The sequence below is a fragment of the Streptomyces sp. NPDC091292 genome (genome assembly GCF_044757265.1).
Lineage (GTDB): Bacteria > Actinomycetota > Actinomycetes > Streptomycetales > Streptomycetaceae > Streptomyces.
Genome location: NZ_JBIVUQ010000003.1, coordinates 210,560 through 225,080 on the forward strand (window position 1 = coordinate 210,560; position 14,521 = coordinate 225,080).

The following is a 14,521-nucleotide window of genomic DNA, read 5'->3' on the forward strand; positions in this document are numbered from 1 at the left end:
CTGCCCCCTCAGTTGGTCCTACCCCCCACGGAATGTACCCACCGTGGGGCCCCCTTCATGGGGTTACCGCCGATAGCAGACGGCCGTTCACTGGACTTGCCTGCTCGATCTTGACGGGCGGTATCCACGACGCAACGGCCCTTTCGTGACGTGCCCGTTGGCGTCTCCCTTCGAACGGAACGAGGCGACAGTCCCCATGACCGCGCATCCCCGCCACCGGCCGGACACCGCGCCGGAGGTGAGCCAGAACACCGCCGCCGGCCAGGTGCCCGGCGCCACCTTCCACCCCATGAACTCGGGCGAAGCCTCGCCGAGACCGCAAGCACGATGAACAGAAAGGGCACTCCATGGACGACCTCATGCCGCCTGCGAAGCGCACCACCCGCGCAGAGCGCCTGTTCACGACGAAGGCGAACCGCCGGGTCCAGACCCCCGGCGAGTGCCACGAGTACAAGAAGACCTCCGGGTCGTCCGACGGCGCGAAGACGTACGACACCACCGCCACCTGATCCGCCCCGTCCGCCCGGTGGGTCGCCCCCGACGCACCCACCGGGCCCCCTTCGGAAGGCTCACATGATCAAGCTGCGTCTGACCCCGTACGCGAACACCGCCTGGACCTGGGACATGGCCACCGGCCTCTACCGCACCGCCGGCGGCCGGAGTGAGATCACCCCGCTGGACCACCCGATGCTCGAACACCTCGCGCTCACCGACGGCACCCGAACCCTGGTCGTCGTCCGAGAGCGCACGGCAGGACGGGCATCTGCCCGGCCCGAACCGCGCACGCTCACCCCGGCCGACTTCGACACCGCCCGTGCCGCCGCCGAGAGTTGGCCGCTGGACTACGTCCTCGTCGAGACCGCCCCCAATGTGCCCGTGCGGGTCACCACTGGGCCGTGCGGCATCGCCCCGCTGTACGTCGCGCACGACGGCACGACACTGTTCGGGTCCTGGGACATGGCCGACCTCGCCCAGTACGCCCGCACGTTGAGCCCGCGCGAGGTCGCCCGCCTGCTGATCTACCGTCCCCGCTACAGCCAGGAGACCGTCTTCCAGGGCATCCACCGCGTCACCGAACGTGCCACCGCGCACTTCGGCGGCCACCTTCATGTGCAGTACCCGGAGCTTGCTCTGCACAGCGGCCCCCGCGAACTCACCGAAGACGCCGACGTCCTGGGCGCGTTCGTCGCTGCCCTGGACGACGCCCTGGACGCTCGCCCGCTGGATGCGGGCACCACGGTCTTCCACCTCACCGGCGGCTTCGACTCGGGCACCGTCGCCACCCGGGCCGCCGAACGCCTCCCCGGCCAGTACGCGACCTCCACCCTCCTCATCGCAGGTCCCGGACGGGAGTCCCAGTTACGCCGCCGTGCGCAGATACGCGACGCGGTGTCCTTCGCCGACACCGATCTCGTTGTGGACGCCGTCGAATCCGGCGTGCTCGCCCCCGGCTGCGTCCGCCGTGGCGGGGCACGGATCAGCCCGTACGAGGAGCCGTTGCACCACCCGTTCACGCGCATGACACACCTGATCGCCCACCACGGGGCCCGGACCGTCGTCACCGGGCTCGGGGGTGACGAGATGGTGGCCCTGTCCCAGCAGGAGTATCCGCACAAGCCGATGGGCGAGATCAGCGACGCCCTGCCCTGGATCGGTGCACGGGCCCGAGCCGCCCTGGAGTTCGCCGACGACGCCATCGCCCCGCCCGCCCGCGTGAATTCCATGACCCTGCTGTCCCTGGAGACGACCGCCCCGGTTCTTCTGCGCGCCGGGATCTGGCCCGTCCACCCCTTCACCGATCCCGACATGATCCAACTCGGCGAGTGGCTGCCCTACGACTGGCGCGAGTTGAAACAGCTCCAGCGACGCCGCCTCGCCGCCCTCGGGCTCGGAGCGGACGTGACGCAGTCCCGCACCCGGGAGTCCTTCGCGGAAGTCGTCCAGCACGCACTGGCCACCGAGGCCCGGCCGTTGTTCGACGTGATGCTCAAGGACGGCTCGCCCCTCTTCGAGGAGGGACTGATCGACCCCGACGGCCTCCGCGAAGGGCTGCGGCAGCTCGACTCTGGCCCGTACCGGGAGGACGGTGACGCTCAGCTCCTGGAAGTCGTCGACCTCCACCTGGCCGCCGCCGCGTTCCTGTAGACCAGGCTTCACCCAACCCCTTCAAGGAGGGCCCGATGTACCTCGTCCGCCCGGCCACGGCCGCCGACATCCCTGCCGTCCGCGCCCTCGTCCTGGCCCGCTCCGCATGGCTGGAAGAGCGGCAGATGCCCTCGTGGCGGGAGAGTGCGGACGACGTGGCCGGGCAGGCCGAGAACACCGACGGGACGATGTGGCTCCTCACCGAGGAGACCTCGGGGCGGGTCATCGGATGCACCACCGTCCAGCAGGAGAGCCCGCCGTGGGGGTGGACCGAGCTTGAGCTCTCAGAGCCCGCCGACTACCTGTATACGACCGTGACGGACCCGGCCGATCGTGCACACCGCCCCGGCACTCTGATCGCCCTGTGGGCGGTGGACCGCGCAGCCCGCCAGGGCCGGACATGGGTGCGAAGGGGCTGCATGTTCCCCGGCCTCGTCCGCCACTACGAGACCCAGGGCTTCAGTCTCATCCATGAGGTCCAGCGCACGCACAACCACGTCTACCTCATGGGCCGCAAGGCAGAAGAGCTGCCCGGACTGCCCGTAAGGACGCAACCCTGAGCCGACCGGCACTCGGATCTCCCCAAGCTGCAGGGCAACGGCCCCCGGCTCGTCGGTCTCGGCGGTGATCCGCTCCATGTCCGCCTGGTGGGCGGCGTGCTTCTCGCCGGTGCTGCAGCGGGCAACCGTGCCCAGCAGAGCCGCCGAAGCACCCCCGCCCGGCTTGCATCCCCGCCCCCCGCCCCGCCGGATCCGGGTGACGGGCGGCCCACTCGCCCTCCCGGGCGAGCCACCGGGCCTTTCCGCCCCGTGCTGCGGTACCGCCCATGTCCTGTCGGGGTGCCGACACCTACGCGCCTCGCCGACCCGGCACTCCCACCCACTCCACGAACGTCTCTCAGGGCAGCTTGAATGACTTCGGCCCACGGCATTCGGCGCACACCGGCATCATCGTCTGCGGATTCGGCTCGCTCGCCCAAAGCTGTTCAGGTGAACCGACATCCCTTCGACACTTGCCGCAGATGTAACGCGGCTTCTCTCGGCGCTTGCGGTTCTTGGCCATCTCGCCCGGCCGCCTTCCTGATCAAGGTCTCGCATGGGCCTTGCAAGGGCGGAGCTATTCCTTTGGGCAGCTTGAGCAAGGCTGATTGTTGCCGCTGTGTGAGCGGATGTGCCAGTCGGAGTGCTGTGTCATCGCTGGTGCATCCTTCCCGTGTCGCCCAAGACCTGTGCGGACGCGTTGATGTCCAGCGCGTCCGCCTGGGTGTGAGTGTCGTGTGTTCAGACGTCGGGGTGGCTGACGTGGTCGATGAACGCGGACCACGCTGCGGCGCGTACCCGCATCTCGGGGATGTTGGTGTCTTTGCTGTCGCGGGCGCGGACCGTGCCGGGGTGGTTCGGGTCTGTGACCTTTACCTCGACGCAGTTGTCATTGACGCCGCTGTATGAGCTGATGTGCCAGTCAGTCTGTTGTGTCATCGCTGGCGCCTCCTTCGTCGGTCCCTCAGACCTCGGGGTGGCTCACGTAGGTGATGAACGCGGTCCATGTTGCGGCGTGTACCTGCATCTCGGGGATGTTGGTGTCTTTGCTGTCGCGGGCGCGGACCACGTCGGGGTGGTTCGGGTCTGCGGTCTTCACCTCGACGCAGTCGTCGTTGTTGCCGCTGTGTGAGCTGATGTGCCAGCCGGAGTGCTGTGTCATCGCTGGTGCATCCTTCCCGCGTCGCTCATGACCTGTGCGGACGCGTTGATGTCCAGCGCGTCCGCCCGGGTGTGAGTGTCGTGTGTTCAGACTTCGGGGTGGCTGACGTGGTCGATGAATGTGGACCATGTTGCAGCGCGCACCCGCATCTCGGGGATGTTGGTGTCTTTGCTGTCGCGGGCGCGGACCGTGCCGGGGTGGTTCGGGTCTGCGACCTTGACCTCGACGCAGTCGTCGTTGCTGCCGCTGTGTGAGCTGATGTGCCAGTCGGAGTGCTGTGTCATCGCTGGTGCATCCTTCCCGCGTCGCCCAAGACCTGTGCGGACGCGTCGGTGTCCAACGCGTCCGCCGGGTGTGAGTGTCGTGTGTTCAGACCTCGGGGTGGCTGACGTGGTCGATGAACGCGGACCACGCTCCGGCGCGCACCCGCATCTCGGGGATGTTGGTGTCCTTGCTGTCGCGCGCACGAACCACACCGGGAAGGTTCGAGTCTGCGACCTTTACCTCGACACAGTTGTCGTTGCTGCCGCTGTACGAGCTGATGTGCCAGTCAGAGTGCCGTGTCATCGCTGGTACTTCCTTCGTGCGTCCCTCATGGCCTGTGCGGACGCATCGGTGTCCAACGCGCCTGCCTGGATGCGATCGTAGATCCTCTGGAACCTATCGACGTCGCTGGGCTCGTGGTAGTAGGTACCCGTGTTGAACCCCTCGGCGTAGGCGGTTCGCGTACCGTCCTGGAGCGTCAGGAGGCTGATGGAGCCGGGCACGGCCGGCTGATCGGTCGGGAGCACCTGGATGTGGATGCACGGGCGCTCGCCCATTTCCAGCATGTGATCGAGCTGCCTGGCCATGATCTCGGGACTGCCGTGGACCTGGTAGAGGGCCGGTTCGGCAAGCACCACCCACAGCCACGGAGGGCTCTCCCTCTCGAAGACCTCTTGCCTCTCGCTCCGTCGGACGACCGATGCTTCCAGGCCCTCGGGATTGTCCGTGAAGTCCACTGACATCAGCGCGCGGGCGTAGCCAGGAGTCTGGAGCAGACCCGGGATTCCCGGCGAGAACTCATGTATGGACCTGGCAATGGCCTGGTCGCGAAGGAATCGCTTGGCGTAATGCTTGAACGCCTCGGCCCGGATGAGTGTCTGGAGTTCCAACAGGGCGCCCTCCGGGGCTTCGAGCACCTGCTCCAGCTTCAGCGTGAGGTCCCGCCCAGGCGGGTCGTTCGCGGTCTCGATCGAGCTGATCCGGCCGGGGCTGACGAACACCTTCGTCGCGAGGTCGGTGGTTTCCCACCCCTTCGCCAGCCTCAACTTGCGGATTTTGGACCCGAGTAAATCCTCCACGCTCTTCTCGGGCGTCAGGTCCTTCGGCGGCCTCGCCATGTGTGCAACTCCGTTTTTTCGCGTTGGGGACTCGGATTTATTACACCTAGTGATCGTACGGCTACTCGCTCAACCTGGTTGCGGAACACCGAAGTTCATCTCCCGCCCCCCCACGAATCGAGCGAGCATGCGTCCGCAGCGCACCACCACCCCTCTCCCCAAGCGCATCCCTCAACGCACCCTCATGCGCAGTGAGATCAACCTGGAGCACATCCCCCTCGCCCGTGCCCACGCCGCCTACACAAGGCTCTACACCGCGCTCGTCTCGCACGGGGTGAATCTCCGCAGCATGAGCCTGCGCGAGGACGCGCCGATGAACCCGCTCATCGTGCTCGGCGGCATCAACATCCCCACCGCCGAGAGGCTGATCGAGGCCCTGGAGAAGGCCACGGACCGCGCCGTGGAGGCGGACGTCCCGGGGGAGGGAGCGTCGTGAGCTTCCCCGTAGGAGCCGTGGTCAGAGACCACACGCGGGCGGCACGGGGCAGGATCTGGAAGCGCTCGGGCGACCTGCTCCACCTTCAGAACAGGGCCGGTTACTCGTGGACGGTGCTGGAGAAGCGCTGCACGCTCGTGGACGACGCGCCCGAGAACCGTCCCGCGCCGCCCCGGCACACGCTGCCGACGCGATGCGCGCCCAACGAGATCCGCGTAGGTGACTTCGTCCCCCTGGACAACCGCTTCCACCGCGTGAACGACATGCGCGGCAAGGGCGGCGCCTCGTGCCGGATCTTGATCCTGGAGCGCTACGGCCCCTGGGTCATGACGTCCACACGCGAGATCTACCGCCCCATCGTCTCCGCCTCGGCCTCGGCCTGAAGGCGATCGGAAGGACGACGACATGAACATCATCGAGGCACTGCCGTTGGGCAGGTCGGCGCCGGTCGCCCAACGGCCGTCGTGCATCCGCCCGTACGCGCTCCACGGCGACCAAAAGAACCCGCTGCTGCACGCCGAGGGTGGAGACCCGGGGGACACCGAGTGACTGTTCTCGTTGTGGACAGCCCGTTCGAGGCCGGCACCGACTTGATCGTCGGTGAGCTGGCCTCGGCGGGGGTCCCCGTGTTCCGTATGGACACGGCCGAGTTCCCGACCGGGCTGGAGTTCCGTGCGACGTTCAGCGGGAGCCGTTGGGAGGGTGTGCTCGCCGACGGCGAGAGGTCCGTGGAACTGTCGGCCATCAAGGCCGTGTACTGGAATCGGCCGGGCACGTTCAGGTTTTCCGGGCTGTCCGAGTCCGACGAGCACTACGCCCGTGGAGCGGCCAGGATCGGTTTCGGTGGGGTCGTGACGAGCCTGGACGTTCCGTATCTGAACCATCCCGCCAAGGCGTCGGCCGCGGAGTTCAAGCCGCGTCAGCTCCAGGTGGCGAGCGTGGCAGGGCTCTCGGTTCCCCGGACACTGGTGACGACGGACGCGGAAGCCGTCCGGCGCTTCGCGCGCATGGTCGACGGCCCGATCATCACCAAGGCTCTGGGAATGCCGGTCGTGGCCCATGAGGCGGGGTACGAGTCCGTCTACACCCGGGAAGCGGACCTTGACGCCCTTGAAGGCGTCGACATGACCGCTCATATGTTTCAGGAACGGATCGAGAAAGACTTCGAGGTCCGTGCGCTCTTCATCGGGGACGAGTGCCTCTGCGCCCGTATCGACGCGGCGAGCCATCAGGCCCGTATCGACTGGCGTGCGGACTACGACTCGATCCGGCTCACCGCCATGCCGACACCCAAGTCCGTACTCCAGTCGTTGCAGCGATACGCGGCCGTGATGGATCTGGCCTACTTCGCCGCGGACTTCATCGTGCGGCCCTCCGGGGAGTGGATCTTCCTGGAGGCCAACCCGTCCGGCCAGTGGGCCTGGGCCAACTCCCCTGAACTACCTGTCGCGATGGCGATCTCTACCGTTCTGGAGGAATGGTGCACTCTCTGAACTGGGGGCCCAAGGCCCGCTCCCTCGCGGATTCGCTGCGCGCGTCCGGGGACATCAGGTCGCAGCGCGTGTACGAGGCCGTGGCCGCGACCCCACGGCACGCCTTCGTACCGACGTACTTCCAGAACGCCGGGGGTGTTCCGACGCTGTGGAGGGAGCGCGCGGAGCGGGACGGCGTCGCGTGGGTGGAGCCGATCTACGCCAACACCTCCCTGGTGACCGAGTTGGGCTCCGCCCGGCAGGTGGAGGGCGGCGGTTGGCACGGCGTCCCCACGTCGTCGAGTACGCAGCCGAGCCTCACGGTGCGGATGCTCGAAGACCTCGGTATCGAGCCCGGCGACGAGGTGCTGGACGCGGGTCTGGGGACCGGATACCAAGCCGCGCTCATCCTGAAGTTGGTGACCGGGGAGGGGCAGCTTGTTGCCGGCGACATCAGCGGTACGGGGGTCGCCGGGGACCGTCTGGAGGCGTTGGGTTACCGGCCCGAGATCATCGAGGCGGACGCCACTTCTCACCGGTGGTCGAAGCAGTTCGACAAAATCGTCTTCTCCTTCGGGCTGCCGTATGTCACCCATTCGATCCGCACGGCGCTGGTGCCGGGCGGCAAGCTCATCGCCAACGTGTTCGGTCCCCTGAGCGCCGGTCTCGTTCTTCTGGAGGCTCGGCCCGATGGAACCCTCGCGGGTCGGTTCGCCAAGGACGGCGGGTCGTTCATGCCGGCCAGGCGCGAGGCGAAGCCCGTGGCGGCCGATCTCAACGCGCGCTCCGACGGCCTCTCCGCCATCCCCGTCGAGGACTTCGACAACCACCACCTGAAGTTCCTGCTGTCCGCCCGACTGCCCGGCCTGGACCTCCAGTACGGAACGGAGGACGACGGTCGGCGGACGCAGACGCAGACGCGCCGCCTGACGATGCCCGGCGGCCAGTGGGGCGAGGTCACCTACCGCGATGGCAGGGGGACTTACCAGGACCACGGTCAGGGCTTCTGGGAAGTCGTCGAGACGACGTGGTCCTGGTGGATCGCGCACGCGAAACCCGCCTGGGATCAATTCGGCCTCACGGTCGGCCCGGACGGACAGCACACGCTCTGGCACCAGTCGCCTCGCGGGGACTCGTGGAGCGTGCCGACCGCCCACCTCGGATGAGCGCCATGCGTCAGTGCACCGCCACCGCCGATGTGCCGCGCGCCGCGCTCCTCTTCGCCGTACTCGCCGGGCAAGGGCGGATCTACGGCGACGATCTGGGCTACGCGCCCCGGCGGGTCCGCTGCGAACTCGGGCTCCGGCACGAGGGTGAGCACGCCGACCATGTGTGGGACTGGCCCGACGGCCTGGCGCCGCCCCTGTGGGCCCGCTGGGACACCGGCGGAACGCTGCGGTTCGAGTCCCTGCCCTGGTGCGGGAGCGAGGGCGGCAGATACGGGGACGCGTGCGCGCTTTATCGGGATCACGCCCCGGCGCACTCGTGGAGCGTGCGCGACCCGGATACCGAGTCGCTGCGCCGCCGGGTCCTGGGCGAAAGCGGCCCGCTGATCCGGTGGTTGCGGAGGAAGCGGAGGAAGCGGGACTAGAGCGCTTCGCTTTGGCCTGCGCGCAGGCATCCCGGTGATCTAGAACAAGACAGCCGCCACGAACGTGCTCTCAGGCCGGGGATCACCCAATCGGTCAAGGGCCGCACCGTATGGGGCAAGTGTCGCGTCAAGGCGGTCACGAAGAGAGCGTGTCCGGTCGACAGGTCGCACCCGGGTCCCCCACACAGACGCATCCCACCATCGGTTGGCCACTGGCCGTATTGGATCTAGTGCGCTCAGTGACGTCCTCTTTAGGGTCAAGGCGACATAAACACCGTATGCATGGAGGATTTGTGGCACGCTTCCGCACTCGTCTGGCCCTGTTCGCCTCGGCCGCGGCTCTTGCCGCAGGCGCTGCCGTCCCCGCGCAGTTCGCCGGGGCACAGCCCGCCGCCGCGGCCCAGGACTACCAGTGGGCCGCCCTGGGGGACTCCTACACCGCCGGGGTGATCCGGGCCGCGGGCGACACCTTCGAAGTCCCGCGCGACGGCTGTGAGCGAACCGACCAGTCCTACCCCCAGGTCGTAGACCGCGACCTCGGCAGTCTCTTCAAGCTGACCAACGTGAGCTGCGGCGCCGCCACCATCGAGAACGTCACCGACACACCCCAGTACCCGATCGGCCGTCATCTGCCGCCCATCTCCGAGGACCCGGACTACCCCTTCCCCGCGGTGCCCCCGCAGTCCGAGGCGGTGGGTCCCGCCACCGACGTCATCACCGTCGGCGTGGGCGGAAACACCCTCGGCTTCGCCGACTTCCTCGCCAAGTGCACGGAGTTGGGCGGCGAAAGCGGCGGCGAGGGCACCCCGTGCAAGGACGCCCTGGCCGCCGGCATCCCGGCCCGGCTGAACAAGGTGAGCAAGGAGTACGACCGGATGCTCACGGTCCTCCACAAGCGCGCTCCGAAGGCGAAGATCCTGACCGTCGGCTACCCCACGGTCATCCCCAAGAACACCTCCAAGTGCGCCTTCGGCAACGTGACACAGTTCGGCACGATCACCCAGGGCGACCTTGCGTGGCTGCGCCATGACGTCCTGGAACCCCTCAACAAGGCCATCGAGAAGTCGACCGGCACGCAGGGAGCCGCCAGCTTCGTCGACCTCTACACCTCCTCCCAGAACCACAGCGTCTGCGACGACGCCAAGTGGGTCGAAGGCTTCTTCACCCTCCCCGACCAGCTCTCCCTCGTACACCCCAACGCCCTCGGCCACCGCAACGCCGCCGACCACGTCGAAGAAGCGATGCTGAACATCATCAGCTGAGCCGTCCCGTACCCGGCACCCCGCCGACAACCCCACAGCGAACTGGCCTCCGGCACCAACCGGGGGCCAGTTCCGCGTTCCCGTCCTTTCGGGGTCGTTTCGGGGCGGGCTTTGGAACACTTGCGGCACGCTCTTGTCGAGGGAGGCGCAGTGAAGATCGGTACTCTCCCCACCGCCCTACGCGGCCCCGGACACCGTTCCGGCCGCTGGTTGATCCGGGTCCTGGCCACCGCCGTACTGGCCACCGCCCTCCCGCTGTTCGCCGCGACCGAGGCGCAGGCGGGCAGGCACGTCGTCACCTCCTTCGGTGTCGCCGACTGGGACGGTGACGGCCATCCGGACATCATCGCCAGGGACTACAACACCGGCTATCTGTGGCTTCACCCCGGCGACGGGCGGCGCGGGTACTCCGCCGAGACGCGCGTGAGAATCGGCAACGGCTGGAGCGGCTTCACCTCCTTCGGCATCGCCGACTGGGACGGCGACGGCCACCAGGACATCGTCGCCCGCGACGACGCGACCGGTGATCTGTGGCTCTACCCCGGTCAGAGCCGACGCGGCTACTCCACTCAGGCGCCGGTCAAAATCGGGTACGCCTGGGGCCTGTTCACCCCCTTCGGCGTGACCGACTGGGACGGTGACGGCCACCAGGACCTCGTCTTCCGGAACGACTCGACCGGTGATTTGTGGCTCTACCCGGGCGAGAGCCGACGCGTTTCCTCCAGCCAGGCCATGGTGAAAATCGGTAACGGCTGGGGCGGTTACACGCCCTTCGGGGTGGCGGACTGGGACCGGGACGGCCATCAGGACGTCATCGCCGAAGACGCGGCCGGCTATCTGTGGCTCTACCCCGGCGAGAGCAAGCGCGGCTACTCCGGTCAGACACGGGTCAGAATCGGCAACGGCTGGACCTGGTACGACTGCTTCGGTATCGCCGACTGGGACGGCGACGGTCATCAGGACATCCTCGCCCGCTACTACACCACCCTTGACCTGTGGCTCTACCCGGGGCAGAGCAAGCGCGGCTACTCCGGTCAGGCGCCGGTGAGAATCGGCGACAACTGGTACTGATTCCTCGATCTCACACCGTCCCCGTACCCCGTACCGTGCGGCCCGCGAGGGTGTTTGTGCGGTGGCCGTTCTCGATGACGAAGCGGCCGTCGATCAGGACGTGGGGGATGCCGGTGGGGAGGGTGCGGGGGGCTTCGAAGGTCGAGCCCGCCGCGATCGTGTCCGCGTCGAACAGGACCAGGTCGGCCCGGTAGCCCTCGCGGATCACGCCCCGGTCGGTGAGGCCCAGGCGGGCGGCGGGGCGTGACGTGAGATGAGCCACGCAGTCGGACAGGCCAAGTACGCCCAATTCCCTTACGTACCGGCCGAGATACTGCGGAAAGGTCCCGTACGCGCGCGGGTGCGGCTTGTCTCCCTGGAGGATGCCGTCCGAGCCGCCGGTGTGGACGCGGTGCCGCATGATCGCGCGCACGTTCTCCTCGTGGCCGACGTGCTGGAGGATCGTCGGGCCGAGGCGGTCGGCGATCAGCAACCTGCGCGCGGTCGTCCACGGCTCCTCGCCTCGATCGGCGGCCGACTCTCGTACCGTACGCCCGACATACGCGGCCAGGTCCGGGGCGCCTGTGCTCACGCCCGAGATCTCGATGGTGTCCCAGTCGATCGGTACGCCGTGGCAGCCGTCCGCGCCGATGATCTCCATGTGGTGGCGGATGCGATCCGCTGTCTCGTCGTCCTGGAGGCGCGCGAGCGTCGCCTCGGGGCCGCCCTCGCTCGCCCAGCTCGGCAGCATCGCCACGAGCGTGGTGCAGCCGGGGGTGTACGGGTACGTGTCGAGGGTGATGTCCGCGCCTTCGGCGAGGGCGCCGTCGAGCAGGGCGAGCAGGTCGGGGGCCTTGCCCTTGTTGACGCCGAAGTTCATGGTGGCGTGCGCCAGGTGCAGGGGGCAGTTCGCCTCGCGGGTGAGGTCGATCATCTCCTCGTACGCCTGGAGGGCGCCGGCGCCGTAGCTGCGGTGGTGGGGGCAGTAGTAGCCGCCGTGCGCCGCGACCACCTTGCAGAGTTCTGTGAGTTCCGTGTCCTTCGCGTACATGCCGGGTGTGTAGGTCAGGCCCGACGACATGCCTACCGCGCCCTCGCGCATCCCCTTCGCCACCTCGTGGCGCATCCGGTCCAGTTCGGCCGGAGTCGCCTCGCGGTCCTCCCAGCCGACGGCGAGCATCCGGATCGTGCCCTGGGGGAGGAGGTACGCGGCGTTCACTGCGATGCCCTCGCCGCCGTGGGCTCCGTCGAGGGTGTCCAGGTACTCCGCGACCGTGCGCCACGTGAAGTCGACGCCGTCGGTTCCGTTCCAGCCGGCGATCGTGCGCTGGATGTGGGTGAGGGTTTCGTCGTCCACCGGGGCGTAGGACAGGCCGTCCTGGCCGATGACTTCGAGGGTGACGCCTTGGGCGGCCTTCGCCGAGTGGTCGGGGTCGCGGAGTAGGGCCAGGTCGCTGTGGGCGTGCATGTCGATGAAACCGGGGGTGAGGGTCAGTCCCTGGGCGTCGAGGGTTCGGGCCCCCGTGAGGCGGGGGCCGCCTGCTCCCTCTTCCCGGATCTCGGCGATTCGGCCCGCCTGGACGGCGAGGTCTGCTCTGCGGGCGGGGGTTCCGGTGCCGTCGATCAGGTGGGCGTCGCGGATGACGAGATCCATAGGGGGTCCTCCGTCGGTTGATCGGTTTCGTTTTCCCGCCCGCCCACCCGTGCGGGTCTCGTCGTCGGCTGCGGGTGGCCCCTGCCGGGGTGACCCACCATCGGCGGCTGCCGCGCCGCGGTCGGCTTCTTTCCCCCACCCGCCCACCCGTGCGGACCGTGGGCGAGTGCGGGTGGCCCCTTCCAGGGTGGCCCGCCGTCGGCGGCTGCGGCTCCGTGTGTGGTGCTCCCGGCCTCCGGCCGGGTTGTGCTCCCACCCGCACCACCCGTGCGGATCGTGGGCGGGTGCGGGTGGCCCCCTCCCGGGTGACCCACCGTCGGCGGCTGCGGCTCCGTGGGTGGGGAATCCGGGTGTGCCCCGTTGTCGCGCCGAGGTAATGAGGGTGGGTGGGTGGGAAATAACTAGAAGAACGTGCGGATGTACTCCGTTACCGTGCCGTCCGTCTCCGTCAGTGGGATCAGTTGCCACTTGTCGAAGGACGTGCACGGGTGCGAGAGGCCCAGGCCCAGCCAGTCGCCGACCGCCAGGTCGGTGCCCGGGGCCGTGCGGAGCCACCCGTGTTGGTCCGACAGGGCCGTCAGTTCGATGTCCGCCGGGTCCGCCGCGCCCCTTACCTCCCGTACCGCAGGCAGATCCAGGTCATAGGCCGCGTCCCGCTTGCCCGCGTTCACGAACGCCTGTTCCAGGGACGGGCGGGACACCACCTGGGTCCAGAGGCGGAAAGCGGGGTGCAGAGCGCCCTCTTCCGGTACGCGGTTGAAGGGGGTGAGGCGGCGGTAGTGGCCCTCGTCGTGCGATACGTATGCGCCCGAGCGCAGCAACTTCAGAGTGGGGAGGGAGAGTTCCGGGATCTCCTCGAAGACCTCCGCCACCGCGTCGAACCACGCGCTGCCCCCCGCACTCACCACCACCTCGTCCACCCCCGCCCCCGCGAAGCGCCCTTCGCCGTCGAAGGCGACCGCGAGACCGACCAGCCGGCGCAGCCACTCCCGTACCCGCTCCGGTGTGGCCCCCGGTACCTCGCCCTCGTAGCCCGCGACGCCCACCAGGCGGAGCGTCGGCACGCCCGCCACCGCGTCCGCGACCGCCGTGCAGTCCGCCTCCGTGCGGGCGCCGGTCCGGGCGCCGGGGCCCGCGCCCAGCTCCACCACCACGTCCACCGGCCGCCCCGCCCCGGCGTCCCGCAGCGCGGCGTCCATCAGTTCCACGCCCCGTACCGAGTCCACGTAGCAGATGAAGCGGAAGTCGGGGTCCTGGTCGAGTTCGGCGGCGAGCCAGCGCAGGGCCGCCGCGTCGACGAGTTCGTTCGCCAGGAAGATCCGGCCGCCGACCCCGAACGCCCTTGCCACACGCACCTGGTGCGGTACGGCGAGGGTGATGCCCCAGGCGCCGCGGTCGAGCTGCCGTGCGAACAGTTGCGGCGCCATCGACGTCTTGCCGTGCGGCGCGAACGCCAGGCCGTGCCGGGTCGCGTACGTCTCCATCAGCGCCAGGTTGTGTTCCAGGCCCTCGGCGGACAGGGCGAGGACAGGGGTCGTGAAGCCGTCCGTGAAGAGGTTCCGGCGCTGGGCCGCCAGCTCGCCCACCGTCAGCCCGTCGGCGTCCGGCGGCAGCCCCTTGAAGCGGTGGTCGACCCGTTCGTCGTCCAGAGCGGCCAGCGCGGTACGTGCTTCGGGGGCGGGGGCGGGCATGGGGCCTCCTTGGTAGTCGGGCGGCACATTGCCAACTCTATGCATTGCATTCTCTGCAACACTCATTGCGTATGTCGCTTACTGCTGTCTAACATCCCAGCGGACGCCGGGTCAACGGAGCCGGGCGCCTCCCGGCG

Annotated in this window: 19 protein-coding genes; 12 read left to right on the forward strand and 7 right to left on the reverse strand. The window is 68.6% G+C overall.

Annotated features, from left to right (window positions below):
- Positions 1 to 196 precede the first annotated feature (196 nt).
- The 4 genes from ACIQNU_RS12265 to ACIQNU_RS12280 all read left to right on the forward strand — a co-directional run bounded on the left by ACIQNU_RS12265 (position 197) and on the right by ACIQNU_RS12280 (position 2,705).
- Entirely contained in the window at positions 197 to 331 is a 135-nt protein-coding gene (locus tag ACIQNU_RS12265; RefSeq protein ID WP_401364786.1) for a hypothetical protein, read from the forward strand.
- A 28-nt stretch (positions 332 to 359) separates the two neighbouring features.
- The gene (locus ACIQNU_RS12270) at positions 360 to 509 is read left to right on the forward strand and encodes a hypothetical protein (RefSeq protein ID WP_266661705.1); all 150 of its coding nucleotides are present in this window, start codon (positions 360 to 362) and stop codon (positions 507 to 509) included.
- Between the two features lie 64 nt (positions 510 to 573).
- Positions 574 to 2,145, forward strand: coding sequence for an asparagine synthase-related protein (locus tag ACIQNU_RS12275; RefSeq protein WP_401364789.1), 1,572 nt, complete (start codon positions 574 to 576; stop codon positions 2,143 to 2,145).
- A gap of 35 nt (positions 2,146 to 2,180) precedes the next feature.
- Positions 2,181 to 2,705, forward strand: coding sequence for a GNAT family N-acetyltransferase (locus ACIQNU_RS12280; RefSeq protein ID WP_401364792.1), 525 nt, complete (start codon positions 2,181 to 2,183; stop codon positions 2,703 to 2,705).
- A gap of 720 nt (positions 2,706 to 3,425) precedes the next feature.
- Here the strand turns inward: ACIQNU_RS12280 and ACIQNU_RS12285 are convergent.
- From ACIQNU_RS12285 to ACIQNU_RS12305, 5 genes are all read right to left on the reverse strand, one after another.
- On the reverse strand, positions 3,426 to 3,623 hold the full coding sequence (locus tag ACIQNU_RS12285) for a DUF397 domain-containing protein (RefSeq protein WP_401364795.1): 198 nt from the start codon (positions 3,621 to 3,623) through the stop codon (positions 3,426 to 3,428).
- Positions 3,624 to 3,648: 25 nt separating this feature from the next.
- Positions 3,649 to 3,846 (reverse strand): DUF397 domain-containing protein, encoded by a 198-nt coding sequence (locus ACIQNU_RS12290; protein WP_401364798.1) that lies wholly within the window; start codon positions 3,844 to 3,846, stop codon positions 3,649 to 3,651.
- Between the two features lie 86 nt (positions 3,847 to 3,932).
- Entirely contained in the window at positions 3,933 to 4,130 is a 198-nt protein-coding gene (locus ACIQNU_RS12295) for a DUF397 domain-containing protein (RefSeq protein ID WP_401364801.1), read from the reverse strand.
- 85 nt (positions 4,131 to 4,215) lie between these two features.
- On the reverse strand, positions 4,216 to 4,413 hold the full coding sequence (locus ACIQNU_RS12300; protein WP_401364804.1) for a DUF397 domain-containing protein: 198 nt from the start codon (positions 4,411 to 4,413) through the stop codon (positions 4,216 to 4,218).
- Positions 4,410 to 5,228, reverse strand: coding sequence for a helix-turn-helix domain-containing protein (locus ACIQNU_RS12305; protein WP_401364807.1), 819 nt, complete (start codon positions 5,226 to 5,228; stop codon positions 4,410 to 4,412). The genes ACIQNU_RS12300 and ACIQNU_RS12305 overlap by 4 nt, the downstream gene beginning before the upstream one ends.
- A gap of 127 nt (positions 5,229 to 5,355) precedes the next feature.
- Here ACIQNU_RS12305 and ACIQNU_RS12310 point away from each other — a divergent pair, with 127 nt between their 5' ends.
- The 8 genes from ACIQNU_RS12310 (at position 5,356) to ACIQNU_RS12345 (ending at position 11,060) form a co-directional block, all read left to right on the forward strand.
- Entirely contained in the window at positions 5,356 to 5,664 is a 309-nt protein-coding gene (locus ACIQNU_RS12310; protein WP_401364809.1) for a hypothetical protein, read from the forward strand.
- Complete coding sequence (locus tag ACIQNU_RS12315; protein WP_401364812.1) at positions 5,661 to 6,047, forward strand: hypothetical protein; 387 nt, start codon at positions 5,661 to 5,663, stop codon at positions 6,045 to 6,047. Before ACIQNU_RS12310 ends, ACIQNU_RS12315 begins: the two co-directional genes overlap by 4 nt.
- 22 nt (positions 6,048 to 6,069) lie before the next feature.
- Positions 6,070 to 6,213: a hypothetical protein gene (locus ACIQNU_RS12320; protein ID WP_401364815.1), complete on the forward strand. Its 144-nt coding sequence runs from the start codon at positions 6,070 to 6,072 to the stop codon at positions 6,211 to 6,213.
- Positions 6,210 to 7,157, forward strand: coding sequence for an MvdC/MvdD family ATP grasp protein (locus ACIQNU_RS12325; protein ID WP_401364818.1), 948 nt, complete (start codon positions 6,210 to 6,212; stop codon positions 7,155 to 7,157). Before ACIQNU_RS12320 ends, ACIQNU_RS12325 begins: the two co-directional genes overlap by 4 nt.
- Complete coding sequence (locus ACIQNU_RS12330) at positions 7,142 to 8,302, forward strand: hypothetical protein (protein ID WP_401364820.1); 1,161 nt, start codon at positions 7,142 to 7,144, stop codon at positions 8,300 to 8,302. The genes ACIQNU_RS12325 and ACIQNU_RS12330 overlap by 16 nt, the downstream gene beginning before the upstream one ends.
- A 5-nt stretch (positions 8,303 to 8,307) precedes the next feature.
- Positions 8,308 to 8,727: a hypothetical protein gene (locus tag ACIQNU_RS12335; protein ID WP_401364823.1), complete on the forward strand. Its 420-nt coding sequence runs from the start codon at positions 8,308 to 8,310 to the stop codon at positions 8,725 to 8,727.
- A gap of 293 nt (positions 8,728 to 9,020) precedes the next feature.
- Positions 9,021 to 9,989 carry an SGNH/GDSL hydrolase family protein gene (locus ACIQNU_RS12340; RefSeq protein WP_401364825.1) on the forward strand — a complete coding sequence of 323 codons (969 nt, stop codon included), beginning with the start codon at positions 9,021 to 9,023 and terminating at the stop codon, positions 9,987 to 9,989.
- A 150-nt stretch (positions 9,990 to 10,139) separates the two neighbouring features.
- The gene (locus tag ACIQNU_RS12345) at positions 10,140 to 11,060 is read left to right on the forward strand and encodes an FG-GAP repeat domain-containing protein (protein ID WP_401364828.1); all 921 of its coding nucleotides are present in this window, start codon (positions 10,140 to 10,142) and stop codon (positions 11,058 to 11,060) included.
- Between the two features lie 10 nt (positions 11,061 to 11,070).
- On the opposite strand, the gene ACIQNU_RS12350 is transcribed toward ACIQNU_RS12345, so the two are convergent.
- Together ACIQNU_RS12350 and ACIQNU_RS12355 are read right to left on the reverse strand one after the other, a co-directional pair.
- Complete coding sequence (locus ACIQNU_RS12350; protein ID WP_401364831.1) at positions 11,071 to 12,693, reverse strand: amidohydrolase family protein; 1,623 nt, start codon at positions 12,691 to 12,693, stop codon at positions 11,071 to 11,073.
- Positions 12,694 to 13,094: 401 nt separating this feature from the next.
- Entirely contained in the window at positions 13,095 to 14,384 is a 1,290-nt protein-coding gene (locus ACIQNU_RS12355) for an amino acid deaminase (RefSeq protein ID WP_401364834.1), read from the reverse strand.
- Between the last annotated feature and the right edge of the window lie 137 nt (positions 14,385 to 14,521).